The organism is Bradyrhizobium sp. LB13.1 (assembly GCF_054056815.1).
The window spans coordinates 620,981-645,233 of record NZ_JBSRYQ010000001.1 but is presented as its reverse complement, the minus strand read 5'-3'; the positions used below and the strand labels follow the sequence as shown (position 1 = coordinate 645,233).

Here is a 24,253-nt window from a genome sequence, read left to right as displayed (position 1 = left end):
TAGCGCCGCCGTAGGCTGTTGTCGGTGCCATCGATTGTCCGCTTCGGTCAAAAGCTGCTGTAAGCGCCGCATCATAGAAATTTCCGGTTGACCGCCTAAAGCGGACTCTAAAACGGCTGCCCGCCCGTTCGAACATAACCCACCCTAGAAAAAAATCGCGCATGACCAAGCGGATAGCCAACTTCGGGTATCCGCTCCCAAGCTGCTGTTGCCGAAGTGCCAAATTCAGAAGACCGCGGCTCCATTAACAACAGGAGCCCCTCATGGCACGAGCGACTATCTCTCTGGTTTCCGTACAGAAGCCGACCGCCAACACTCCGGTCCTTCAGCGGCGCAACAAATTTACGTCGAGCATCGATCAGCAGATTACGAAGATCGGGCTGTTCCGTGAGGGAAAGCGTATCTCACGGGAGCAGTTCTGGGTGGACGCGAATGGCGGAATTTTCTTTCAGCTGCGTTATGGGAAGCAGCCGCTGGAGCTAGAGAAGGGAAAGAGCACGCTAAAGGCTGTCGGCACGGGCAATGCAGCGTGGGACGATCTGGTCGAACAGTTGGAGCAGATCAAAACTCTGGCCGTCGCGGGTGGCTTGGATGATGCACTGTCGGCATGCGCCAATGCAGTGCGCTCGAACTTCAAGACCGCGAAAGACAAGAAGGCTGGCAAGGGGTAACCATTGCTGTTGCTTATCAACAGGGTTTGGTTGGACCCTCCGTTGGCTTGACGCCTCGGAGGGTTTTTCTATGGATGATGAACTTGTTGCTCACGCTCTTTCGCTTGTCCTCGACGATCTCCGCGTCTGCGAATGGGTGACTGCTGAGGTCGATAGGCGCCTCGGCCGCAAGGGACCTCAAGACCTCGAATTTTGGCGAATGTACACAATCGTCACGAACGAGCTGCTCGACGCTGTTCGGACGAAGAACGAGGCTGACTGACCTCGACAGACTGCTCAGGCTTTCTTGGCCGCCTTTCGGGTGGGACGCTGGAGGAAATCGGCAGGCTCGGCCTGAAGCACCTTGGAGATCTTCACCAGAACCTCCAAGCCGACCCAGGTGGCCCCCTTCTCCAGCTTGCTGATGTAGGTGCGGTTGACGTCAGCTTCATAGGCAAGCGTCTCCTGCGAGAATCCTCGTTCCCGCCTGATCCTCCGCAAGTTAGCCGCAACAACCTGGCGCCAATCCATGGGCCGAAATGATCAGGCTGTCGCTTATTGACCCACCGCTTTAAATCGACAAAATGCCGGAAGCTGGAGGATATCATGAAAGTAGAATGCTCAGTCCTGGCGCTTGCCTCGCTGCTGCTTTGCGCCACGCCTACTCAGGCTCAACAGCAGAGCCTCGCATCTCGCGACTGGGCCACGCTGCCGGCCGGATTGCGGACCTGTGTAGATAATCAACTCAAGCAGGACCAGGGTACAAACCTCGAAGCGCTCATAGCCGGCGGAGTTCGCCCTTCGGATCCAAGGCTTGTGACGATAAGGGAATTTTGCAATAGCCCCGCAGGGGAGGCTTCCGTCACCCGCCCCTCTTTCGGTGGTCCTGACAGGTCGGTTGTCGAGTTTGCCGAGTGGATGAACGTCACCATCTTGACCAAGCCGGCCTTCGCCAAGGCATTCGCACAGTGTCGCGACGTCGTGGGCCTCTACCAGGACAAGGTACTAAGCCGGTTGCAGGCTGCCGAAGCTGGAGCGACATCGAAGAGCGATCAGGTCCGCATCCGCACTGCCAAAGATGACCTTGGGTCCAAAAGGGGCACTGCCGCAACGGTCGCCTGCATTAAGCAGTTCGTTGCCTCGTTAGGGATCGCAAATGCATCAAGCGGATTCTACGCCGATCAGTTGGGCGCCCTCAATGGAAGGCTGCTTAACAATGGCATCAAGCTGAAGGAGGCCGCTGCATCCAAAGTAGACGACATGACTGACCAAGGTCTCGTTCAGTTAGCAATCAAGACTGGCCTGGAGAACTATCAAGTCCAGGAGCTTCAGGCCGAGATCGAATCTGTCGGACAGTATGGGACGGGATCAGGACCGCTGACGTGCTTGCTCCCGGCGGAATGGGTGGGTGTTGACCCAGGCGGCTACTCACCATGTCATGGCTCTTATCTCGAAAAAAAAGTCGGTGAAATAGCATCCCTGCTCAAAGCAAAGTGATTGTTCCTTCTGGCGATGACGGTCTGCACCAGGCAGTAAAGCGGACGTCGTTTGGTTCGATGCTTCACTTCGGCTTGTGACCCAAAGCGGTCATGGTGTCGTGCCGCCGGACGCGCGTTCATAAGTCCGCCTCCGGAACGATTCTCAGAGAATCGCGAAGCGGCTTGCCGCGAGCAACCTTGCGCTTTGGCAACTTGACACTCGCGCGGGGTACTTTCTTGTAGGGAATACTCGAGAGTAGGTGCGCAATGATATTGAGTCGTGCCTGCCTCTTGTTGTCGGATCGAGCGATAAACCATGGCGCCCACGCGGTATCAGTCGCCTGGAACATGTCGTCACGTGCTCGCGTGTAATCATCCCATCGCGTATAGGAATCGAGGTCCATCTGGGAGAGCTTCCAGATCTTTCGCCTGTCGTCGATCCGCGCGGTCAGCCGATTAGTTTGCTCTTCTGGACTCACCTCAAGCCAGTACTTGAGAAGTATAACTCCCGAGTCGACTATGCCCTTTTCGACGGGAGGGACCAGTTCTAGGAAATGCTTGGCCTGATCCACCGTGCAAAAGCCCATGACCCGTTCGACCCCGGCGCGATTATACCAACTGCGGTCGAAGATCACGATCTCTCCGCCCGAAGGAAGATGCGGCAAGTATCGCTGAACATACATTTGCGACTTTTCGCGTTCCGTCGGGGCGGCCATGGCAACCACGCGAAAAACGCGCGGGCTGACCCTTTCGGTCATGGCCTTGATGACACCACCTTTGCCGGCGCCATCTCGTCCCTCGAAGATAATGCATACCTTCTTGCCCTCGCGCTTCACCCATTCCTGAAGCTTGACTAGTTCAACGTGCAGCTCGCGCAACTTCTGCTCGTATTCCTTGCGTTTGAGCCCCGGAACGTTGGTTTCGTCGCTCTTGCGATCCTTGTTGGCTATCTGGTCCATATTCAGTCTCCCTCACCAGTTGTCAGCCCTTCGCGTCGTCCCAAGTAAGGAAAAAGCCGATATCTCCCGGAAGGCCCTCCGGCCAATCCACGATCATCGCTTTCAGGCCATAGCCTTGGGCCCGCAGGTGGTCGCGCCAGAATTCGAAGGCCTGAAGAGGCCTCCCAGTCAGGGTGCTCGGCCATTCTTTTTCAGAATTATTGAGAGCGCGCCCTTTATCCGTGCACAACGCATTCGGGAAACGCATGACCAAAAGTTCTTTGTCGCCTTTTCCTGCAGCCGACCTAAGTTGGCCGAACACCCGCCTCTTTACCTCGGCAATTTTTTCAGGCGTGACTGCGACTGGTTGCAACAATGACTTGATGAGGTGCTCGCGCGCCTTGTGGGCTTGATCTGAACCGACGTTTTTCGACGCCTTGGCCATCTCGGTTTGGTTCATGTAATTGCGCAACTCGGTAGCCGACATGAAGGTCTCGTCTCCAAGCTCTTGCGCGGAATCCGAGCTACCCTGTTGGATCTTTGACTGTGACATGTCTAACTCCTTTTGCTGGAGGAGCGGGATGGGTCTCCTGCGCATGGTACACTGGCTATCCTAGGCTCTTCATCAGTATCGATGACCCCAGCCCCATGGCGCAGGCCGTCCTCCATCGTGCGGGGGGCGGAAATCAAACCAAGATTCTGTTCGGCCCCGACAGCGGTCAGATTTTCTCGAACGTCATCACGCAGCCCTGCAGCACAATCGCGATGTCGCGATCTTTGAGGGACCGCGCCCACCCAGTCTAGACATACGGACCGAGCGGCGGCTATATAAAAACGGCCCCGCTTAATGGCCACAACCGCGGCATCATGTCCGTAGCTGACCCTTAAATGTCACGCGTTGGCCCACATCCGACGTGATACGTGCTCTTGTCCCACTTCGGCTTCGGACCCGAAGGGTCGTCGGCATCTGGGTATTCTCCCTCGATCATCGGAACGTCTTTTCCGATCCGGATCACACGCGTTTCGGTCCCAAACAAGGTCGGAAGGCTGCGGTACAATGTAGCGATCCAAGCAATGCCCACCAGGAGAACAATGCCCAAGACGCTCACGAGCATCTGGGCGACGATGCCACCTGCAACCTGCACCAGGATCCAGTGAGCAGCGAATGACAGCAAAACGCCAAAACAGAACACGGGGAGCGAACGTTGACCACACAGGATCAACGGGCGCAGCCATTTCGAGTTTAGCCCCGGCACATCCGGCGGGAGAACATGCAGCAGTACGACCATCAGTGCGACGAAATGCGTGAGACGCAGGGGATCGAGATTGGTTTTGTCGATCGGATAAATCGCGTGAATTAGCGCCTGCGGCACAAATCGCTCCAAACTTGGCACGTGCCACGTCATCACGATCAGGAACGCAAAGGAGAGCCATGCCCCTGCGACAAAAGTGACGGCCGGGCGGGACAATATGGCTGTCCTTATTGTTAGACCGCCACCAAAGCCACACCAAATGCCGAGGACGAACAAGAACTGCCATGCGAAAGGATTGAAATACCATTTGCCGCCGGGAAACGAAGGCAAATTCCAATCGAAATGTCGCGCTGCAACGTAGAGAGCCGCAGAGCAGAGCAGCGTCCAGTTCGGTCGACGCAACAGGCCCCACAGAATTGCAGGCGCCGCAAGCACCAGCACGATGTAGAGGGGCAGGACATCTAGGTTGACTGGCTTATACTTGAGCAATAGGGCCTGCCCGATCATTATATCGGTACGGTCAAGAAACTGCGCGACATTGAACTCGTCCTTGTACATCGGGTTGTCAAACCGAGCTGCGGTGCGAGCAATTTGAGCTATGAGAAGCAAGCATAAGAAAATATGGGCGACATAGAGTTGCGATGCGCGCGTCCAAAGGCGCTTGGCCCCAGCTAGAAACTGGCCGGCTTTGACCGCGGGTCCGTAGGCAAATCCGATCGAATATCCGGAGATGAACACAAATATTTCGGCTGCGTCACTGAAGCCGTAGTTGCGAAGGGTGAACCAGTTCAGGAAGTTGTACGGAATATGGTCCAGGAAGACCATCCACTGGCCGATGCCTCGCAATAGATCAAGCCGCAGGTCACGTTTACCAGGGCCTACTAGAACAGCGGTGCGGGCCTCGCCAAAGTTCTCGTGCATGCTCTAAACCTTTCGCAAAAGCGCGTAGGCAAAACAAGGTCACGGCAAAACCGACACCTAGTTCGTAACTGCGATTGAGCAGATGCTCATGCTTCGATCCTTCCATTGATGCAGATCAAAGATGTCGCCGCGACTAGAAGGACCTCACCGACCTTTCGATCATCCGGTAAGGCTTCTCAGTTGGCGTCCTCTTTCAGTCCGAATGTCGGCTGCTGGCTTTTCGGACCTGACAGAGCGGCTGACGATGTCGATTCTTGCTAAAGCGGACTTCTAACTGCGCAAACTCAGACTTCTAGGTTTGACCCACCGCGTCACATTGTGATCCACCTGTCGGCCTATAAGCTGTTAGGAACTCAGCCCTCTCGGGGCCAAGGCCGAAATCGGCCGCACTGCGAAATCCTCCTCGGCGCGCCGACATGGTGATCGAATGAAGCGATTTACCCCTACCATGCCTGTCCTTCTGGTTGTGCTGCTTGTATTCGCGTCAGCAGCCGCAACCCAAGCGGTGCCGAAAGTGGCGCGGATCGGAATGCTCTGTGCCCCCAAGTGCGACACCGTCTACAACACCGCCTTTTTCGACGAGCTTCGAAAGCTCGGCTGGATCGAGGGGGCTAACCTAGTCGTCGAGCGCAAGGACCCGGATAATCGCCTCGACCAGCTTTCGGCGTTCGCTGCCGACCTCGTGCAATCGAAACCCGATCTCATCGTTGTCGTCGCTGCTCAGGCTGCGCTGGCAGCAAAGAACGCCACTTCGGACGTACCGGTCGTCATGCTGTTCGTCGGCGATCCCGTCGGTTTGGGTTTTGCCGCCAGCCTCGCCAAGCCTGGCGGAAACATGACGGGTGTCACCGCACTGGTTCCCGGCGATTTCGCTGGAAAGCAGCTTGAAATTCTTCGAGGGGCTTTGCCACAGGTGAGGCGCGTCGCCATTATCATCAATCCTGCAAACCCAAACCATCGGCGGCTATACCCGGAGACAGTAGCTCCTGCCGCCAAGCTCGGCTTTGAGATAGACCTTTTCGAAGTGCGCGAAGCCGATGGAGTTGCCGCAGCGGTTGCCGCCGCCAAAGCTCGGGGTGCCGAGGCTTTGTACCTATTCGCTGACACGATCTTTTCCTTCCCGCCGAACCGGGTACCCGATCTCGCGGCGCGAGCGGGCTTGGCGTCGATGAGCCTGGAGATCAGCTTTGCTAAGGCGGGCGGATTGTTGGCTTACGGGCCGGACTTTTTCCACATGGCTCGACGTGGGGCGCACTATGTCGATCAAATTCTGAAAGGCGCTAAAGCGGGCGAGCTTCCTGTCGAGCAACCCACCAAATTCCTGACCGTGATTAATCTCAAGACCGCAAAATCGCTTGGTCTCGAAATCCCGGCCTCGCTTGTTGCCACCGCGGACGAAGTGATCGAATAGAGTGGGCCACTTCCGCCTTTGGCCCATCGCGCCGCTTGGCGCACTGCATCGGCAGGTCTGGAGTTGAGGGCAGAGCAGAAGTCGTTGTCTCCGGTGCGGGCGGCCGTTTTTGACCCACAGCGGCGCTGGCACTCTCCTTGTGCTTTTTGGTACGCGGCGAACCCTCGTTCCAAGTATCGCATCGTCTTGTGACGTGCCCGCGCTGAACGGTTTGATACGAATGTGATCCGATTGCCGCGACTGAGCGTTAGAGGAGTTTTGAAAGACCACGCCTACAAGGTCAGTCAATGTCGGACCGGAATACTGCTCACCATGACACCGCCATTCAGTATTTGGCTTGGGCTGTCGAAGAGATTGAAAAATCAGGTAACGAAGAAGCCGCTCGCCACGCTCGGGCTGCGTTGAAATGCTTGAAGAAGGCTCGACCGTCGCGACCATCCGAGCCTTTAAGCGACACGGGATCAAAGGACATCAGCCCGCCAAGCGAACCGATAGGTGATGGTACGAACTCCTCCGGCCAGCATGACTGACGGGTGCGTTGACCGCTTGTGGCCCATCGCTTCCGTTGACGCGGTGTAGCTACATGTCGGTTCAGAGGGGCAAACCGGAAGTTTGCAGCCGAGGGCCAAAGCGACGCGTTTGACCCATCGCTACCGGTGGGGCGGTGCCGTTACATTTCGGCTCAGAGGGGTGGACCGGAAGTTTGCAGTGGAGCGCGAGACCGACGCTTTTGACCCAAGGCGCACGCTTTGATTTAGATCAACAGAGCCCACTTGGCATCTTCTCTTTTGTTGCCTGATGAGCGCGCCAGAGCATACGAGATTCAACGTTACGCCTGCGGCACGTCGCGCGATGATCGCGACCAATGACCAGAAAGTGTTTCGTGTTTTCGGGCCGGACGGTAGCGTCTGGAAGTGCGAGCGCAATGGTGTCTCGCCGCGCATGCTCTGGAAGCTACTCGCGAACGACCTGATAGAGGACGAGCCACAGACAGCCATCATCACGGCTGTGCCCACTACCATTCGCATGCGCTTGAGTAAGGTGGGCCTAGATATCTTAAAGCGAGCTTAGCTTAGCGCAGCTTGCGCATGTAGTAGCCTTTCACCTGAACAGCGAGCCTAATTTCCTCGCTAACGGAAGCTACTCTTCTCTTCTTCTTACGCCATTTGCCTGACACGTCAGGAGGTGGAATTGGCGAACCGTTGCGCACGACGAGCAGATCGCACCTGCCGTTCAAATACACATCGAACATTGTGGGGCCCCCCAGCCGAGCATTAAATTATCGCGGGGGGCAGAAATACACCAGAGCAGGTGCGATCTAGACTGCAGTGCAGCAGTTCAATGGCTCGTCCTTCTGATGGCTTATTGAGCCCTGACGTGTTGCTCGCTATACGCTTAATCCGTAGTCTTCCGGAATCCCTAGAGCCCGTTTTCGGCTTTAGTATTGTTAGAGGACCGCCTTGGTCCTCGATAGGAGAATAACGGTTCTCGCTGTGCTGGCGCCAAAGGTATTTCGCTTTACTGATCTCGATCAGTATCGAACAGCCGTGCGAAATCTGAAGGTCGAATTTACGCCTCTCGCACGGAAAATCTCTGCTGAGCAAGTCATCCTAAATCTCCCCGGATGTGACATCAATTTTGCCAAGTCTTTCCCGCGCATCGCCGATGGTCAGCTTGCCGACAATTGCACAGCTGTCGGGTTCTCGATGGATGACGGTTTTCCTATTCGCTTCAACGGGGTCGAAAGAGATCACTCAGCTATCGCGATCGGCGGCAGCGGTGCTGCATATTCCACGGTCGAACGAGCCGAGCGGCAATTCACATCAATTATTTTCACGCCAGCGATACAGGATCGTGGCTGGCCCCAAGCCGGTCCCAACTGGAAAGCGTTTGAAACGAGCACCGCTGCGCAGCATTCGCTGCGCGAGCTCGTGAGGCAGATCCTGTCAACTTCCGCGACGTTCGATACCTACGAGGTGGGCGACGCCTCGTCCGCAATCCGGGAGTCCCTACTGGCTGGAATTGATGCCGCATTCGCCGACGTTGTTGACGCAAGATGGGCGTTTCATGCGAATTACCTCAGGTATTTCAGGATTTTCCGAGATATTCAGGAAGTATTGTCCGGTAACATTGGGGCGGCCGGTCTACAGCGATGAACTTGCGCGAGAAGTTGGCGCCTCGGTGCGGACCATGCACGAGGCAGTCAAGCGATACCGAGGAATGAGCCTCCATCGATACTTGCGCCTGAGGCGCCTTTGGCTCGTGCGGCAACGACTGCTGGCCGGAGCGGATAGCGTAAAGGCGTGTGCGCTGGCTTTCGGATTTTGGCACTTAGGTGATTTCGCGAGGAGTTATCGTGTTCAGTTCGGCGAACGACCCTCGGACACTCTGGTGAAATCGCGCCTCCAGTGATGCTCTAGAATTGCCGGTCGTGGGCTTCCCTTGCCGGGAAGAGCCATGAGAAGATCATTCTAGGGGCCATGGTTGGCGTCCGGTGACGAGGGGCATCGGATCGGTCCCGCCGCAGCTCAAGCGCGATGCCGACGGCTGGCTGACGCTGATCATCCAGAACGAATCCCCCGGCAAGGAACGAATCCTCCGGCAAGGAAAAGGAAGCCAACTGGCTGCCTGACCCCAAGGGGCCGTTCTCCATGATCATGCGCCTATATTGGCCGAAAGAAGCAGCGGTGGAAGGCAAGTGGGAGCGACCGCCGCTGCCGCGAGCAGGATAAAGTTCAATGGAATCATTCCGGTGACCACTTCTGCTATTGGCCCATTGGCGACCTCGGAGCCGGACGCGCGAGAGTCCGTTGCCGGATGAACAGCAGACGTTACCGAGATGCGTCGTCCAGGGACGATTAAGAGATCCGTCAAACATAAACGCTGGTTTACTTTTGAAATTTTCAAGCTGATCGACGTTTTCGAGTGAATTCGGTCTCGTTATCTTGATCTTTTGCCGGCGCAGCCCGAACGAAGCTGCGCTGAGTCAGCGAGGTTTGTTTCGAGGACGACGATCGGGCCGAAATAGTTCCTGTTGAGAAGGCTCGGCCGACAAGCCCAGGCGATGCTGAACTCGATCGATGATGTGTCGGATTTCTTGCAATCCTAGAGCTACATTTTGCAGTTCATCACGCGATCGTACATTTGGTCCTTTCACGTCGCGCGAAATATAAGTGACGACGTCAGGCAGTACCTCGAGACAGTATGCGTCAACACTCTCCGTGTTCAATTGCTCTAAATTCGTCGCGTCTCTGAGCAACATCTTGTACTCGAATAGGCTGAGATCAGCGCGAGGCCCTTCAGATATAGCTCGAGGTGCCAGAAAGTCCCGGACCAGTCGCCTGCCAACGCTGCTGCCCACGGTTAATACGTTGCTTTCCTGGAATAGCGCTGCGCAAACACCAAACCAAATGATTGCGGATGGAGCTCGCTCCGCCAAATCTCTGGCAGATCGTAGCATGTCGAATGACCCATTGCCCGCAATCGCAAGCAAAAGTCCCGCGACGAACGAGCTAAGCAGTTCATCCGATCCGCTTCTGTCAATACCACTCACGAACTTATTGAACAAAAGGATCCGCTCTTCGCGCGGAGCACGTAAAGCTCGGACTGGGTCAACCAGAATTGGCAGCTTAGCTCCGAGCGAAGCAAGCATCTCGACGCTCACGGCCTCGTTGCGTAAAGCGGTCGAAAGGAACTGCGTGATTTGAACATACGAACTATCACTCCTATGCATCTCACCTCTCGCGGCACCGAGAAGGAGCATCCATATCGAAACAACTATGTCTCGCGACGGTCGCCCTGCGAACCGCGCTGACGGATGAACGGAGTCCCACTGATCTGCAATCCAATTGACCACGACTGATGAATAGCCGGAAGCAATTCCCTTCCCAAGGATCACCGACAAAGTAGACCGTAATGATACAAGCACCGAGCTGGGGACACTGCCCGCTCTCTCGCGGGAGCGAAGATAATGCTCGCTGAGAGCTGCTCCTGCCGCCACCTTTGCAAACCGATCTGCCGCTTCGGAAAGTGCGTGCCGATTCTTAATCTCGTTGAGCAACTCGCGAGGCACTACCCTATAGAACGCTGAATAGGGGCGGTGAGTGGTGATGTAGGTGCTTGTAAAAGCGAAAAAGTCTTCCATAGCATTTGCAGGAACCACGATCAGAGGGTGATTCCGAGATCCCTCCTCGACACTCTCCCAGACCAATGTCACGTCATATCTGTTCGGGTCCCGAAATGACTCTGCTGTGGGCAAGTTTAGCTGCTCGGCACTATCGCGTGCCATCCACTCCAAAAACTCTTCTCGTGATAGGCTCTTTTCAAGAAAGCGTGTCATCGGAACAGATCATCCAAGTTAGGCGCTGCAGGTTTTGTGAACTGACAGGCTGCCAACCCTTTCTCGAAGTATCCGGCAAGACTTCCCTCATGGTACACGGAAAGTGATGTCTTAGTTCGAGTAACTGCAGTGTAGGTCAGATTTCTTTGAGTTGGAAACCGCTTGAGGCGATCTGCTGCGATAATGTGCACGGCCCGAAATTCAAGGCCTTTTGCACCAATGGTTGTCGTCAAAATCACCGGCCGATCAGGAGAAAACGATGAATATGCACCAGCACGCTGAACGTGGACCTCGTCCGCAATTGACGACCCTTCCAAGTAGCCACGAATGGCGTCGAGATCTTCAAGGCGAGGACACAATATTCCTATCGTCTCGCCGGGATAGGCTTGCAGTTGAGTCTGGATTCGCGAAACGGCCCTCTCGACCTGATCATTGACTTGAAGATCTGAGAATACGTCGACCGTGGAGGGAAACGTGGTTTCATCGTAGTTTGACGTAGCTTCCATTCCTTCCGGGCGGTCGATCAAATTCTTGATCCCGTCGGCGGCCCGGCAAATCTTGAGTCCATTTCGATAGTGCGAAGTCAAAATTGATCGCCTAGCACCGAGAGAAACCAACCGCTCAATGGCTCCGTGCTTCTCCGTAATTCGCTGGTTGTTGTCACCTACCGCAAACATGCGATCGCCAAATCGACAAATCAGCTCGATCTCTTCGGCGGAGTAGTCCTGAGTTTCATCTATCAAGACGACATCATGCACGTCTTCGCGTCGGCCGTGGTCAGCCAGTTCTAATAGTGCAGTGTGTAGTCTGGATCTCGTAATTTCAAAGTTGTCACTTTCTTCGAACGCCATACCATTCGTGCGCAGTAGCTCTGCTCCCCAGCGGACATATGTTTGAATCTTGTCACTTGCGAAAGGGTAATGCTGCGTTCCGCTCGCTAGAAACTCTCGCAGCACTCTGCCGAATGTTAGAACTACAATATTCTTGACGCCTAGACGATGGAGGTAAGCTGCCCGAAGCAGGAGGAGATTTGTCTTTCCACAACCAGGGGGGCCAACGACGAGATGATTTTCATCCGTCGCAAGCGCCAAGACTTTTCGCTGATCTGCATCCAATTCACTCGGATCAGTCCACCAAGACGCTTCCATCCTAGACCCCTGCCTCCAAATCGCTAAGGCTGATTGCTACACCTTCATCGCCGCTACATTCAATTTGTGCGCGGTCGAGCGCTAGATACATCGCGTCTTCGATCATCCCAGAGAGAGTCGCTGGCGTAAAAATTCCTTCGAATGCTTCTCGTCATTTTCATGGTCGCGGGCTTTGATGCAGGAGAGCCCAGCCAAGCGCAGAGGCCAATTCTTACAGCTTGTGCTGTCTCGTCTAAGACGTTAACGCCAACCTCCATAGTGAGGCCGACTGGTAAACCCTGTTGAGGTTCGGATCGGAGCGTGACGGTTAGGATGTTTCCGTCCGCCGGGATTCTGGTAACGGAAAGTGGAGGAAATACCGCTGCGTTACTATTCCTCACACGCCTAACCTCGACCTTCAACAAATTGATAACCGCCTCCACTAACTCTCCTGCTCCGGTTCCGATGACGACCTGAGGCACGGCCATCGCGTCGTTGAGGATAGATCGTCTGATGACTCGCTCCCGCGCATCTAAACCCACTCCGGTCTTTCCGGGAGGGCTGAAGGACTTCCATCCGATTAACTGGAGCCTTGTACGCCAATCCTTCACTAGAGCTGACTTACAAGCTTCCACCAAATAGGACGGCACCGTAGTGCTCGCGACAGTGGGCTGGTCGTTCTGTACCGCTATAACTAGGCGCGCATAAGGGTTTGCGTACTCGTGAAAGAGGGGTCTACGCATAACCAGATCGTGAAGCACCCCCCCGATTTGATACAACGAAAGGGCGCGCCAGCCCTGGATCGTGTCCTCTTCCTTGCGGAGCAAAAATTCTGGCGAGCTGTATTGGAGAGTCCCGACGAACGATTGAATTCCTCCAACGTCGGTCACTCCCACTTCCCCTACGGGCTTCATCACGCCGAAATCGAGCAGGACAAGGCGGGAATAGTCGTTGAGGATGGCAATGTTTGCCGGCTTTATGTCGCGATGAACAAGTGAGAGGGTCTCCAAGTATTCGCAGCAAGACGCTAACTGCTCGATGAGCATTGGCACGTTGGCTTCCGGTATCGCGCTCAGACATTTCTCTAAGCTTTTACCGGCAAGATATTCCATAACAATGAAGTGGTTACCCGTGCGCTTATCAAAGCCGCCATCGAGAATCGCCACCATATTGGGATGGCGCTTGCCAACAAGCGTAAGTTCACGATCGATTCGGGCAAGCTGTGTTTTGTCTCCATAGCGTTCAATTAGTTCGTCATCGAAAATCTTGAGCGCGACAGTTGCGCCACTCCGGCTCGCACGAAAGACGGCGGCTGACTTACCAAAGTCTATAAGAGAATGGATTGTGTACCCGGCAACGTCCTTATCCTTGAGTTCGGCAGCCCAAGTCTCTGCTTTGACTTTATCCATTTTGGCACGTTCACTTTGTTGCTGCGCAAGATCCGCAGGTCGACCATTCGCGCGAATCGTAGCTATGGAATCGGTCTGTGGTACCTTGAAATGCTTGCTTCCCTTTGGCCCCGCTAAGGAGCAAGAGTAGCTCTCGCCGAACTCTAGAATCCAACTTGAAGAACCGCAATGGGGTTGCATGACTGACACAGCACTACCATTGTCGTAGTGATGTCCCACTGATCCCGCGGCGGCGGACACAGCCCTGCGTTTGCCATCCTGAGACAGCAGTTGTCTAACATTCAAGGATCGATGATGGCCTCCGGTGCGGAGGTTAAAAGGTGTTGAGATTTGTTGCTTACTATCGCGTGTCGACGGAGCGTCAAGGCCGGTCTGGCCTAGGACTGGCTGCTCAGCATCGCAAGATAATTGAGTTTATCGCAGGCGCCGGCACACTGATCGCGGAATTTTGCGACATCCAGTCTGGAAAAGATGATTCGCGCATCGAGCTGCAACGAGCTATCCAGCTGGCGAAGCGTGAGAACGCCAAAATTGCGATCGCTCGCCTCGACCGCTTCTCCCGCCGCGTCAGTTTTATCGCGAGCATTCTCGAGCAAGGGATCGGTCTGGTCTGTGCAGAAATGCCTAACGCAACCGACTTCCAGCTTCATATCTTTGCTGCACTCGCCCAGGAGGAACGCCGGCTGATCTCCGAACGAACGAAGGCCGCATTGGCCGAAGCGAAACGCCGAGGCAAGATTCTTGGGTCAAATGGAAAGAATATTGGCCGCGAAGAACCGCAGGGCGGCTGACGAATTCGCATCACAACTCAGGGCGAAATTGGATGCGGATCTATTGCGGCGTTCTTACAGCGAGATTGCGCGACACCTGAACGAGGCGGGAGTTACAACCGTGACTGGGCGGAAGTTCTATCCGCAGACGGTCAAGAATTACATCAGTCGGCTGCCCTAACCGCTTTGATGTTCGCTTTGCCGAGTTCGTCCAAAACGGCAGGAGTTATGCCCAGGGCCGACGACATCGCGTGGCGCAACTCTCGTGCCTGGTCGGGCGCGTGCTGCGCTAGAGTAGCAATTTGAGCGGAGGCCTGTGTTACCTCTCTAATCACTCGAGTATATTCCTGAGGAGGATCCGGCAGCGATTTGACCAAGCTAAAGAACGGATCCGACCGAATGTACCGCGCCGCAACATCAAGGAAGGGCTTCATGCAGCGCTCTCGGTCTGCGTAGTAACGTGCCTCCCAGAGAAGACTTTCGTTATCAACCGTTATGCTTTGAGCCGTCCAACTAACATCGGTGGACGCAAAGCGCTCGCTTGCGCTCGCCTCGATTGACAAATCGACGTGGCCAACTACTCCCGGTAAGTCAAAGACCAGGTTCGAACTGAAATCGTCCTCTCCGACGCCATAGTTAATGAGGACGTCCTGCAGGTCGGACGTAGATGGCAGGGCCGCATGGTCGGTCGCCACTGTCGCCTGGACCGTGATCGAACCCTGCACATTTGGCTGGTCCAGCTGCGCCGGTGGATTAAGGTCAACTCCATTGATTCGCCAGCGGTATATGGGAAGCCCAAATCCACGCACAGTGGCAACGCAAGTCACTTTCTTCGGAGCGCTGTCGACATGCCACTTATAGAGGTCCTTTGGGCAGGTGAAGAAGGGTGACGTCAGCGCCACGCCTTCGTCCACTTGGAACGGCTTTCCCTCGGGCTCGGAGTCGAGCGAGAGCTTTACCTCCCGCCGCAATCCCTCCAGAAGTGGAAATGGATTTTCAGTGGCGAGCTGGGGCGTGCTCCCCGGCCGGAAATATTTATTGATCAATTGCGAGAAGGCTGCGGCTGCGTCGTTCTTGCCTGTGAGGTTTTGATAGGTTTGCGCAAGGCTGCCCCCTCCCGCCGCAATGATGTCTGGAATGGAGTGGTTCAGTTGGCTCTTGAGATAGTAGAGAAACAGCAGGGATAATCCGAAGCTGAGTGGATTTTTGTCGGTGTTCTCGGAGGCGTTGATCCACTGTGTGTCGCGGCTGGACTGCAACCACCTGTTCACCCATGGCGTTGCGAAAAACAGTGAATACCCTGTACCGAAGCGCTCGCGGGCGCAAAGCAAGGACATGCCCTCGCCATCGCTCTTACTCGCGTTCCAGGCGGCGTTTCCGTGCTGGTTGCGATAGCTGGCAAAAACCTCGACCAATTCAGCCACAAAAGACATGCAGCTGCTCTGACCCGCAGCAATCGCGTTCGCGTTTGTCGTCTGGTTTCCGATCTTGATGATCGTGTTGCTTCCCTTGTACCCGTTGTTGCTTGCCCCACCCGCTGCAAAGTCCGCAACCATTTGAATGGTGACGCGATTGTCGGGTCCAAATCCATCGGTGATTTTGTACCAGCTAGCCAGCAGACCGAACTCAGCTTCACAGATTCCCAGGACTCGCTGAGCGCGCGAGATCGCGTTCGGACTGCCGTCGGAGCCGACTAGGGTTTCGTCGTACTGGATGTTAAAATGCGCGGTCTGTCCAAGCGTTTGCATCGCGGATGCTCCTGCAAATGAAACATTTAGGGTGAAAAGCACTACCCATGCAGCAGATTGGCCTTTTCGACGAATAGCGATGCTACATCACTAGCTTCCTATCCGTACGCTACGCTAAACGGCGCTTTGCTTGTGCGAGCCAGTTCACAGTTGTGGTTTGTTCGCGCTATTAGTTACGCAAATGATCTCCAGAGAACGAAGGTCTAACTGTCAGGGTGCCACATGCACCAACGAGCTCCCTTGTTTTTGCCAATGGCCGGATCTTCATTCCCGTCACCAGTGTGGTCAGCTCATCGGACGCAACTGAACCACGGTGCCATCAGCTGAAACCGCCTCGAACCCTGGAGCTTCCGCTGACCTTCTGGATGAATTTCTCTGGATATTCCGGGTGGACGAAAGAGGTCATGTCCTGGCTATCTCGGAAGGCCGCTGACGAGTTTGCATCCCAACTCAGGGCGAGATTGGATGCGGATGTATCGCAGCGTTCTTACACCGAGATTGCGCGTCACCTGAACGATGCGGGAGTTACGACAGCTACTTGTCGAATAATCTGTCCGCAAACCGTCAAGAATTATCTGACCCGAAAACGGTGGTTTGCCAGCGGGAATTTCTGGGCCTTTGAATGACCTGTTTGGGAATCATTATTTCCCAGGCTCAGACGAGGAATCCTGCCAGATCAGCCAGATAAGTCAGATAAGCCTAAGCAACCTTGGGATGTGCCCGGAACGGCCTCCGATGTGGTCAGGAAGGCCGCCCCTCTGGGGTTCACCTGATTGAACGGCCGCTGTCCAGCAAACCGGGGCGCCCAAAGGCACTGGTGGCAGGCGCCCTTTGTTTTGCCCTCGCAAGGTAACGACATACCGGCGCTTCAACAATAGAACTATGGACGTATCTCCCTTGGAAGTTGTAGACAGCACATTCTTTGGGCAAATCGAGAGTTTGGGGGCTACATGACTCAGAAATCAAAAGTTGTGCTTTCGCTTGGCGCAGCGCTCGCATCGCTCACTGGAATGTCGGTTCAGGGCGCTGAGGCCAAGGCCGTAGCTGCCAACGATACGACCGCGGTAGCGGCCGAAAGCATCGGCACTAAGCCAAAGGCAAATGCCTACTATCAGGCGGGGGAAGACCTTCTCGGGTTCGTCATGACGAAGCAGGCCGACGGGACCATCGTTGCGGGACATAGCTCCCACGCGTCGCATGCTTCACATGCCTCTCATGCCTCCAGTCGCTAAGCTTCCTGCGGCGTCTCAGGTCGAGGTAGCTGTCGATTTCGATCCAAGCATTCAAAGCCTGAGCGCTTTGGATGCGGCAGCCTATCGTCTGATCGGATCGGCGACCTGTCAGGTTGACCGGGTAGGCAACCGCTATATTTGCCGCTTAGTTTCTTCTGGCAATCCGCAAAAAGGAGCCGTGCTCAGTTCAGACGAACTGAAGGAGCGGTTTCTGTACCTTGTCGCCGACGAAAACTTGCGGATTCGCGTCGCTGAAAAAACTGAAGGCGTTCGGAACGTCATCCTCGCACTTGCCTTCGGGGCCCTGGCCACTAACCAAAATAATGGCGGATAGAGTCCTGCCGGAGAACCATGGCGCGGTTTTTATCTCCTGAGACCTTCAGAGCGGCAACCGAAGATCTATCGTTGTTGCCGTTCAATTTTGAGCGCACCGGCGCGAACCAGTATCTTGTCGCCAACATGCTCGGCGATTTCATCCGCCTGACGGAGGATGAACTGAGCAGGCTCGTCGACCTTCGGGTCCGCCCCGGCGACGGCCTCTACGAAAAGGCCTATGCCGCTCATCTTGTCACCGGAGCGAACCAGAAGGCGCAACGGCAGCTTTTGGCCGCCCGGCTGAGAAGCCGGATGTCGTTCCTGCAGCAGACGACCCCGCTTCATATTTTCGTCGTGACCCTGCGGTGCGAACACTCTTGTCCATATTGCCAGGTCTCGCGTCAAAGTACTGACCGCTCACGCTTCGATATGAGCGAAGAAACCGCGATGCGGGCGCTCGACATCGCGTTCGCCAGCCCGACGGCACGGATCAAGATCGAGTTCCAGGGTGGGGAGCCACTTCTCAATTTTCCGCTGATCAGGAAGATTGTTGCCGCTGCGAAGCAACGGCCCGGCAAGAAGCTCGACTTCGTGATCGCGTCGAACTTGGCCTTATTGGATGACGCCGTTCTCGAGTTTTGCAAAGCGAACAACGTCCTGCTCTCCACTTCCCTCGACGGTCCCGCCGACCTGCACAACAAGAACCGTCCCCGACCCGGTGCAAACAGTCATGAACTAGCTGTCGCTGGAATCCGGCGAGCCAGGGAGATTCTAGGTCCCGACATGATCGGGGCCTTGATGACTACCACAGAGGCGAGCCTCGACCGCGTCGATGAAATCATCGACGAATATCTCCAACTGGGGCTGGATGGCATCTTCCTGCGCCCGCTTTCTCCGTTCGGATTTGCGATCAAAACGAAGCAGTTCGCGAAGTACGACGCGCAGAAGTGGCTTGCGTTCTATGAGCGAGGATTACGCCGCACTCTGGAAATCAACCGACAGGGCACCCCGTTCCGGGAGTTCTATGCGGCACTGCTTCTCACACGGATGCTCTCGGATCGACCCATCGGCTATGTTGATTTGCGCAGCCCCGCGGGTGCCGGCCTTGGGGCGCTGGTCTACAACTATGACGGCAGTGTTTTCGCTTCGGATGAAGGCCGGATGCTGGCCGAGACTGGTGACGACGCTTTCCGGCTCGGTCACGTCGAACGCGACAGTTACAGTTCTCTCATCCTGTCGGACAAGCTGATTGGCGCGATTTCGTCGTCGCTTACTCAGTGCGCGCCTGAATGCTCGACCTGCGTGTATGAGAGCCACTGCGGGGCGGACCCCGTCTATCATCACGCGACCCAGGGTGACGCCCTGGGGATCAAGCCGCTGTCGGCATTTTGCGCTCGACAAAAAGGCATCATGGGGCTGCTCTTGGACATTATGGAGAACTGTCCGGAAGATGCTGCCATCTTGCGACGATGGGCCACTGCATGACCCTCCCTCTCTATGGCACAGCCTCGCGGAGTGATGGATTTTCATCGAACAAGGCCCGATCAGCGCTCAGACTCCGGTCGATCAACAGCAACGCCGAACGTCACGTGGCTGATTTCGCGCTCGCCAGAACGCCGGACGAAGTCCAGCGCGCGATAGAAGCCGATTGGCCATCCATCCTTGTCATCTCCGACAGCCCGATCGATCTAACCGGCACATTCAAAGGGCGGCTCGTCACGGTTCCCCCGAAATACGACTATCTTGCCGACGGGGACATCATCGGGTTCGATCATTTGTCGAGGAGATTCCGTACGCTGTATCGCCGGAATTCGGCACACAACTCGTTTCTGGTCACCGAACGGTGCAACAATTATTGCCTGATGTGCTCGCAACCACCGAAAGATGTCGATGACCGGTGGATCCTCAACGAAATTAAAGAAAGCCTGCCTCTCGTCGACCGGGCGACCCGCGCGTTGACGTTCACCGGCGGAGAGACCCTGTCGGATTGGGAAGACTTCATCGCCGTCCTGAAGGAGTGCCGCGATCAGCTGCCGGGAACGGCCATACAGGTGTTGACCAACGGCCGGGCGTTCGCCGACTCGCGGATCGTCGACGCCTGGAAAGAGATCGGCCACCCGAGCTTGATGGCGGCCATTCCGGTCTATGCCGCCGTCGATCACATCCATGATCACGTGGTGCAGGCCAAGGGTGCGTTCGACGAGACAATCCTAGGCATCCTAAAGCTCAAGGACCGAGGACAAAGGGTCGAAATCCGTGTCGTCCTGCATGCATTGACCGCGCCGGTCATCGAGGACACGGGTCGGTGGATTGCCCGCAATCTGCCGTTCGTCGACCACGTCGCGTTGATGGGCCTCGAAAACACAGGGTTCGCAATTGCAAACGATGCCATGCTCTGGATGGATCCGGTGGACTATGGCGACGGGCTCGCAAGAGCCGTCGATCACTTGAGCGCCGCTGGCGTCAAAGTGTCGGTCTACAACCTTCCGAAATGTGTCCTCCCAAAGTCAATCTGGCCGCACGCGCTCCAATCGATCTCTGACTGGAAAAACGGCTTCGTGGAGGAATGCGATCGCTGTGACGCAAAGACCACCTGTAGCGGCTTTTTTACGACCGGACGTCCGCGGTTCAGCCGCGGCGTAAGCGCTATCACTCAATCATTGTTGAACGAGGCAAATTGACGTCTTGGCGGATTCCTACTGACCTTCTAGATGAACTTCGCCGGGTTTCCGAGTCGACGAACAGTGTGATCGGTCCACCCGTTAGATCTTGGCGGCCGCAGCTGGTCGGAAACTGCCCCGTCGGGGCTTCCACTCAAAGGAAGAGTCGTCATCTCAACTCCATCTAAAGAGTCTTCCTCCAGGTCCAAGGGTAAAACCCAGAGTCTCAGTTGCCGTGGCAAGTCAAATGGTGGTAGCGGCTTTGGAAATGATGAAGTCTTCGGATAAACGAGTACGAGCTCACCTGCGGGTTGGCATTCTAGATATTTATGCCCGTAGGCAAAGAGCTGATAGAAGTCGGCCTGATGGAGACCGTAGTTATCTTGCCGCTTGCTACCATCGATGCGCTTCCATTTCGCGTCAAGTATCCAACGGACCCCGGAGTGCGTAACGAGAAAGTCCGGTTCGAGCCGAAATATGCTGCCTTCATTATGACCGCACAGGTAATACAGACGAGCCTGGAGCTTAATTGAGGCTTCGTTGCTTAGCTGACGCTTCAAGGTGTGGGCCACATAGCGTTCGAACAGCTTTTCCATAGGAAAGAGCAGACTGATTCCCCTCCAATCCTGAGATAAAGCAAGGGGAAACTTTTGCCGCAATACCAGCTCGCACCAGGGCTTGATTGCTTGATACCCGGCGGATAATCGATCGTTCCGCCAGTCGGCAAAGTCGCTCCACACATTCACGCTTGGGGCGATTTCATGCAAAAGAACGCGCAGCTCATGTCCGAGCCGCCAGTGAAGCGCATCTTGCGTTGCCCTACATGCAATCTCTAGCGCCGATTTTATCAACCTGTTCTCGGGCAGATTCCCCGAGAAGATGTCGTGATTGATCTGAAAATAGTGCTGTCGACCTGGCGATTGACGAAGCTGTTTAGCGACGTTGAGCTGACCACGCATGAAGACTTGCTCGTCTTCAACCCTTTCGTAGCTGAACCGCACCCCTCGCTTCACGAGCTGCTTGAGCAGCAATAAGAACTTTCCGATGACCCACTCGCTCATCGGAGCATCGAACAAATGTAGATCAGCTTCACCAACCTCGCGAGCTGGTAAGTCCAATGCAATCTGGATCATTCGTCGCAGCAGCAGTCGACTTTGCGCCGTGCACTCCTCACCGTCATAGTGTTTTGGCAATATCTCAAGACGTGTACCGCACGGAGTTTCGAGGCAACCGACGTAGCTGCCTAGCCTCAATGAGCTGCGACCCTCGATCCGCCCAATTGAGGATCCGTTCGCGTCACGTGCGGGAGTCAATGCACAAAGCCAATCGAATGCCGACCGGCTTATACACGCGGCATCTAGAGAGCGAATCGTCGATGTATCGGTAGTCAACCTCGCGAACTCCCGTACGACGATTGTATCGTTCACATCGCACCCGACTTCAATGCGTCTATAACGCTGCTGCCCAGCGCTCGCGTATTGAGCGAATTCCCGCTGGGGTGAGATGTTTTCAAGCCTATCTCGATCGCCAATTTACGAAGTGTTGCTTTGGCCTCTGGTAGCTTTGCGCCCTTTTCCCACACCTCGATAGTTCCGCTGGCTAGCCTCCTGATGGTTAGATCGCCCTTGGTAGCCTCCTTATCGACTCGTTGATGTTGAAGTTGACGATTGGAGTCGATCACTCCTAGGTATGCTTCAGCCTTACAAAAGGCCGCATCATTGACCTGCCAGCGCGTTCTTTCGCGCGGCAACGGCACGTCGGCGCCAAACAGTCTATCGGCATCATCCTCAACGGAACTCAGGAAGCGGTACTCAGCGGACTTGCGGTGGTCGTTGAGAATCCAATGGATCTTGGCCCAATCTTCAAAGAAATATTCTTCAAGAAGAGGCAGAATTTGGCGGCGGAAGATAGCACCTAGAGCCTCAATTGTTGGATTGTCCTCCAGAGCTAAAAAGTATGCGTGTCCGATTCGATGCTCTCGATCTAGAAGAACTTCGATTCTGTCGTTCAGCACCTCTAAGAGTTCGGCGACATTAACGCCAGATATCTCGATCCCCTCCAGTTCATCTGGCTCTGGCGCCATCTCTTCAAAGACGAACCGTCGTCGCAACGCCAAATCCAGGGTAGTCAGGGATCGATCGGCTGTATTCATCGTGCCAATTAGGTAGACGTTCTTAGGGACGCTGAAGCGACTCTTGGAGTATGGCAAGACAACTTCCAAAGCCTCCAATGCACCTTGTCGCTTGGTTGGCTCTATCAGTGTAATCAGTTCGCCGAAAATGCGCGAAATGTTGCCTCTATTAATTTCATCAATGATCAGAACTTTCGCGTCCGCCTTAGACGGCGCAGACGAGTTCTGCACCGACAGAAACCGTTCGACTAGTGAGGGAAGCAGGTTGTTGTACCCGTTGACTATGTGCTTCTCCAGGTTCGTAGCTGGAAGCTTACCGAATACGCGAGATGTTCGGATGTCTTCTATGGTCAGCTGCCCCCCTCGGACGTAGTCCCCCAAAGCACGAATAATGCTCATTCCTAGGGGCACTCGGCTGCCATTTGGCTTGGCTAATTCCACAACATCCGCCGACGCATGAACGACCTCGTAGCCAGCACCGGCTCCAAATCTATCTCCGGTCCGAAAAGGTTCGATCGGTCCGGTAGCTACTGCGTCGAGCAGCGCCGCTAATTTGGATGTGTCGATTGAGCCAGGACGAAGCTCATAAAGCGTCATCTGGCTAAATTGGTTATTCATCAATTGCTCAAAGGGAAGAGAGGGCTTGTAAACACGCAGCCACTTGACGGATCGACATTGGCCGTAAGAATCGCTTTGCTCGTCTCGTTTGATCACTCGATAAGGACCATCCACCTGACCAATGGCGCGAAATTTTGAGTTGCCCTCCGATACAACCAGCAAATCTCCTTCTTTTACCTTCAGGAGATAGGTATTCACCGCTGAGACAGGATATGAATCTTGGGTGACTGCCTCACCTCGTTGAATAAAACGATTGAATACGTCCTCTCGATCTTTACAATCGCTGAAGTCTGTTATCCCCCCATAGCCTAAGAGCGCATAGTTATTCTGGATGCATTCATCAAAGATATAGGCGTCATCTCCCAGAGAGTTACCGAGTGACATTTTCCAGATACGACGGCCTTCTAGGCCAACTGGTGCTTCTCGCTGCTCAGTGACTTTCGCCGTTGCGGCGACGCATAAGCTCTTGAAGATTCCATCAGTGACTTCGTACCTAAGTTGGCCGGTTTCGTCCGTCTCAGCTCTGAGTCCTTCGACAAAATCCTCATAGCTGAAGCTCTGATGAAACGTCACGAAGCGAATATCGCCGGAAGCGCTAAGTTCATCGAATCGCTTCTTGAGGGCGGGACGATCATCGCGGTTCTCCGATAGGTGATGCGGGTCGAGCACTTCAAGCGCCGCCTCCACCGTTGCGTAGGTCTTACCCGTGCCGGGCGGCCCATAGAAAATCCGGTTGAGATCGGGCATTGCGATAGGACTCTCCAACATTGCGTTGATCTGCGAAGCGCCAAGGCGCCCCTGATCCCGTTCAAAGGTTAGAACGTAGGAGTCAAGACTAGCTGGCTCACGGTCGAGAACCGCGTAGTCTCCTGGCAATATCCGCAACTCTTTAAAGGCGGCGCCCAGGCGAAGTTGCAGACGTTTGTATTTCCCTAGGATGCAAGTTCGGAAGGCGGCTCCGTTCGGAAGCGCCAGAGTAAAGCGCTGTTCCGGTTCGCCGTCGGCTCCCGCTACGAATTTACTGGGAAACAGCTGTTGGTGCGAGGGTATGCGAATGTACCCATTATCGATGGCGCCTTGCGTTAGCTGAATACGAAGCGCGTCTTCACTTGAAGCCATTTCTTCTCCGAATTCGGTCGATTTTCTGGCCAACGTCACTCTACCTACGATAGATCACTGCCGGACACCGAATCCATAGTTCTATGGGATAGTTTGACGTAATTTACCGGCGGCAACGTTGACCATATGGTTCA

General features: G+C 55.1%; 23 protein-coding genes. 12 read left to right on the top strand and 11 right to left on the bottom strand.

Annotated elements, in window-relative coordinates; all coding sequences use genetic code 11:
- Positions 1 to 263 precede the first annotated feature (263 nt).
- Positions 264 to 671: a hypothetical protein gene (locus ACVWYI_RS03075; RefSeq protein ID WP_256807507.1), complete on the top strand. Its 408-nt coding sequence runs from the start codon at positions 264 to 266 to the stop codon at positions 669 to 671.
- A 276-nt stretch (positions 672 to 947) separates the two neighbouring features.
- On the opposite strand, the gene ACVWYI_RS03070 is transcribed toward ACVWYI_RS03075, so the two are convergent.
- Positions 948 to 1,151 carry a helix-turn-helix domain-containing protein gene (locus ACVWYI_RS03070; RefSeq protein ID WP_456661196.1) on the bottom strand — a complete coding sequence of 68 codons (204 nt, stop codon included), beginning with the start codon at positions 1,149 to 1,151 and terminating at the stop codon, positions 948 to 950.
- Between the two features lie 105 nt (positions 1,152 to 1,256).
- Here ACVWYI_RS03070 and ACVWYI_RS03065 point away from each other — a divergent pair, with 105 nt between their 5' ends.
- Positions 1,257 to 2,147 (top strand): hypothetical protein, encoded by an 891-nt coding sequence (locus tag ACVWYI_RS03065; protein ID WP_456661195.1) that lies wholly within the window; start codon positions 1,257 to 1,259, stop codon positions 2,145 to 2,147.
- Between the two features lie 118 nt (positions 2,148 to 2,265).
- Here ACVWYI_RS03065 and ppk2 read toward each other — a convergent pair whose 3' ends face one another.
- From ppk2 to ACVWYI_RS03050, 3 genes are all read right to left on the bottom strand, one after another.
- Entirely contained in the window at positions 2,266 to 3,087 is an 822-nt protein-coding gene (gene ppk2 / locus ACVWYI_RS03060) for a polyphosphate kinase 2 (RefSeq protein ID WP_456661194.1), read from the bottom strand.
- Between the two features lie 22 nt (positions 3,088 to 3,109).
- Complete coding sequence (locus tag ACVWYI_RS03055) at positions 3,110 to 3,619, bottom strand: hypothetical protein (protein WP_456661193.1); 510 nt, start codon at positions 3,617 to 3,619, stop codon at positions 3,110 to 3,112.
- A 331-nt stretch (positions 3,620 to 3,950) separates the two neighbouring features.
- On the bottom strand, positions 3,951 to 5,240 hold the full coding sequence (locus tag ACVWYI_RS03050; protein ID WP_456661192.1) for an OpgC domain-containing protein: 1,290 nt from the start codon (positions 5,238 to 5,240) through the stop codon (positions 3,951 to 3,953).
- A 427-nt stretch (positions 5,241 to 5,667) separates the two neighbouring features.
- Between ACVWYI_RS03050 and ACVWYI_RS03045 the strand changes: the two genes are divergently transcribed.
- Positions 5,668 to 6,651 carry an ABC transporter substrate-binding protein gene (locus tag ACVWYI_RS03045; RefSeq protein ID WP_456661191.1) on the top strand — a complete coding sequence of 328 codons (984 nt, stop codon included), beginning with the start codon at positions 5,668 to 5,670 and terminating at the stop codon, positions 6,649 to 6,651.
- A gap of 1,072 nt (positions 6,652 to 7,723) precedes the next feature.
- Here ACVWYI_RS03045 and ACVWYI_RS03040 read toward each other — a convergent pair.
- The gene (locus tag ACVWYI_RS03040) at positions 7,724 to 7,903 is read right to left on the bottom strand and encodes a hypothetical protein (RefSeq protein ID WP_456661190.1); all 180 of its coding nucleotides are present in this window, start codon (positions 7,901 to 7,903) and stop codon (positions 7,724 to 7,726) included.
- Positions 7,904 to 8,111: 208 nt separating this feature from the next.
- Here ACVWYI_RS03040 and ACVWYI_RS03035 point away from each other — a divergent pair, with 208 nt between their 5' ends.
- From ACVWYI_RS03035 to ACVWYI_RS03020, 4 genes are all read left to right on the top strand, one after another.
- Positions 8,112 to 8,807: a hypothetical protein gene (locus ACVWYI_RS03035; RefSeq protein WP_456661189.1), complete on the top strand. Its 696-nt coding sequence runs from the start codon at positions 8,112 to 8,114 to the stop codon at positions 8,805 to 8,807.
- Complete coding sequence (locus tag ACVWYI_RS03030) at positions 8,719 to 9,063, top strand: helix-turn-helix domain-containing protein (protein WP_456661188.1); 345 nt, start codon at positions 8,719 to 8,721, stop codon at positions 9,061 to 9,063. The genes ACVWYI_RS03035 and ACVWYI_RS03030 overlap by 89 nt, the downstream gene beginning before the upstream one ends.
- A gap of 82 nt (positions 9,064 to 9,145) precedes the next feature.
- Entirely contained in the window at positions 9,146 to 9,283 is a 138-nt protein-coding gene (locus ACVWYI_RS03025; protein ID WP_456661187.1) for a hypothetical protein, read from the top strand.
- Positions 9,276 to 9,383, top strand: a complete 108-nt coding sequence (locus ACVWYI_RS03020) for a hypothetical protein (protein ID WP_456664477.1) — start codon at positions 9,276 to 9,278, stop codon at positions 9,381 to 9,383. Before ACVWYI_RS03025 ends, ACVWYI_RS03020 begins: the two co-directional genes overlap by 8 nt.
- Before the next feature lie 254 nt (positions 9,384 to 9,637).
- Here the strand turns inward: ACVWYI_RS03020 and ACVWYI_RS03015 are convergent, their stop codons facing one another.
- Genes ACVWYI_RS03015 through ACVWYI_RS03005 form a run of 3 tightly spaced genes read right to left on the bottom strand, consistent with a single transcriptional unit; the run spans position 9,638 to position 13,526 of the window.
- Positions 9,638 to 10,990, bottom strand: coding sequence for a hypothetical protein (locus ACVWYI_RS03015; RefSeq protein WP_456661186.1), 1,353 nt, complete (start codon positions 10,988 to 10,990; stop codon positions 9,638 to 9,640).
- On the bottom strand, positions 10,987 to 12,138 hold the full coding sequence (locus ACVWYI_RS03010; RefSeq protein ID WP_456661185.1) for an AAA family ATPase: 1,152 nt from the start codon (positions 12,136 to 12,138) through the stop codon (positions 10,987 to 10,989). The genes ACVWYI_RS03015 and ACVWYI_RS03010 overlap by 4 nt, the downstream gene beginning before the upstream one ends.
- Before the next feature lie 59 nt (positions 12,139 to 12,197).
- Positions 12,198 to 13,526, bottom strand: coding sequence for a protein kinase domain-containing protein (locus ACVWYI_RS03005; RefSeq protein WP_456661184.1), 1,329 nt, complete (start codon positions 13,524 to 13,526; stop codon positions 12,198 to 12,200).
- A 320-nt stretch (positions 13,527 to 13,846) separates the two neighbouring features.
- Between ACVWYI_RS03005 and ACVWYI_RS03000 the strand changes: the two genes are divergently transcribed.
- Positions 13,847 to 14,317 carry a recombinase family protein gene (locus ACVWYI_RS03000; RefSeq protein ID WP_456661183.1) on the top strand — a complete coding sequence of 157 codons (471 nt, stop codon included), beginning with the start codon at positions 13,847 to 13,849 and terminating at the stop codon, positions 14,315 to 14,317.
- Positions 14,318 to 14,460: 143 nt separating this feature from the next.
- On the opposite strand, the gene ACVWYI_RS02995 is transcribed toward ACVWYI_RS03000, so the two are convergent.
- Entirely contained in the window at positions 14,461 to 16,044 is a 1,584-nt protein-coding gene (locus tag ACVWYI_RS02995; protein WP_456661182.1) for a hypothetical protein, read from the bottom strand.
- 950 nt (positions 16,045 to 16,994) lie between these two features.
- On the opposite strand from ACVWYI_RS02995, the gene hxsA2 reads away from it, so the two are divergent.
- From hxsA2 to hxsC, 4 genes are all read left to right on the top strand, one after another.
- Positions 16,995 to 17,276 (top strand): His-Xaa-Ser repeat protein HxsA2, encoded by a 282-nt coding sequence (gene hxsA2, locus ACVWYI_RS02990; RefSeq protein WP_456661181.1) that lies wholly within the window; start codon positions 16,995 to 16,997, stop codon positions 17,274 to 17,276.
- Positions 17,260 to 17,610, top strand: a complete 351-nt coding sequence (locus ACVWYI_RS02985; protein ID WP_456661180.1) for a hypothetical protein — start codon at positions 17,260 to 17,262, stop codon at positions 17,608 to 17,610. The genes hxsA2 and ACVWYI_RS02985 overlap by 17 nt, the downstream gene beginning before the upstream one ends.
- A gap of 17 nt (positions 17,611 to 17,627) precedes the next feature.
- A complete protein-coding gene (gene hxsB, locus ACVWYI_RS02980) occupies positions 17,628 to 19,076 on the top strand; it encodes a His-Xaa-Ser system radical SAM maturase HxsB (RefSeq protein WP_456661179.1) in 1,449 nt (482 codons plus the stop codon).
- Between the two features lie 104 nt (positions 19,077 to 19,180).
- The gene (gene hxsC, locus ACVWYI_RS02975; protein ID WP_456661178.1) at positions 19,181 to 20,272 is read left to right on the top strand and encodes a His-Xaa-Ser system radical SAM maturase HxsC; all 1,092 of its coding nucleotides are present in this window, start codon (positions 19,181 to 19,183) and stop codon (positions 20,270 to 20,272) included.
- Positions 20,273 to 20,298: 26 nt separating this feature from the next.
- Here hxsC and ACVWYI_RS02970 read toward each other — a convergent pair whose 3' ends face one another.
- On the bottom strand, positions 20,299 to 21,678 hold the full coding sequence (locus ACVWYI_RS02970) for an McrC family protein (RefSeq protein WP_456661177.1): 1,380 nt from the start codon (positions 21,676 to 21,678) through the stop codon (positions 20,299 to 20,301).
- On the bottom strand, positions 21,675 to 24,152 hold the full coding sequence (locus ACVWYI_RS02965) for an AAA family ATPase (protein WP_456661176.1): 2,478 nt from the start codon (positions 24,150 to 24,152) through the stop codon (positions 21,675 to 21,677). Before ACVWYI_RS02965 ends, ACVWYI_RS02970 begins: the two co-directional genes overlap by 4 nt.
- Positions 24,153 to 24,253: the final 101 nt, after the last annotated feature.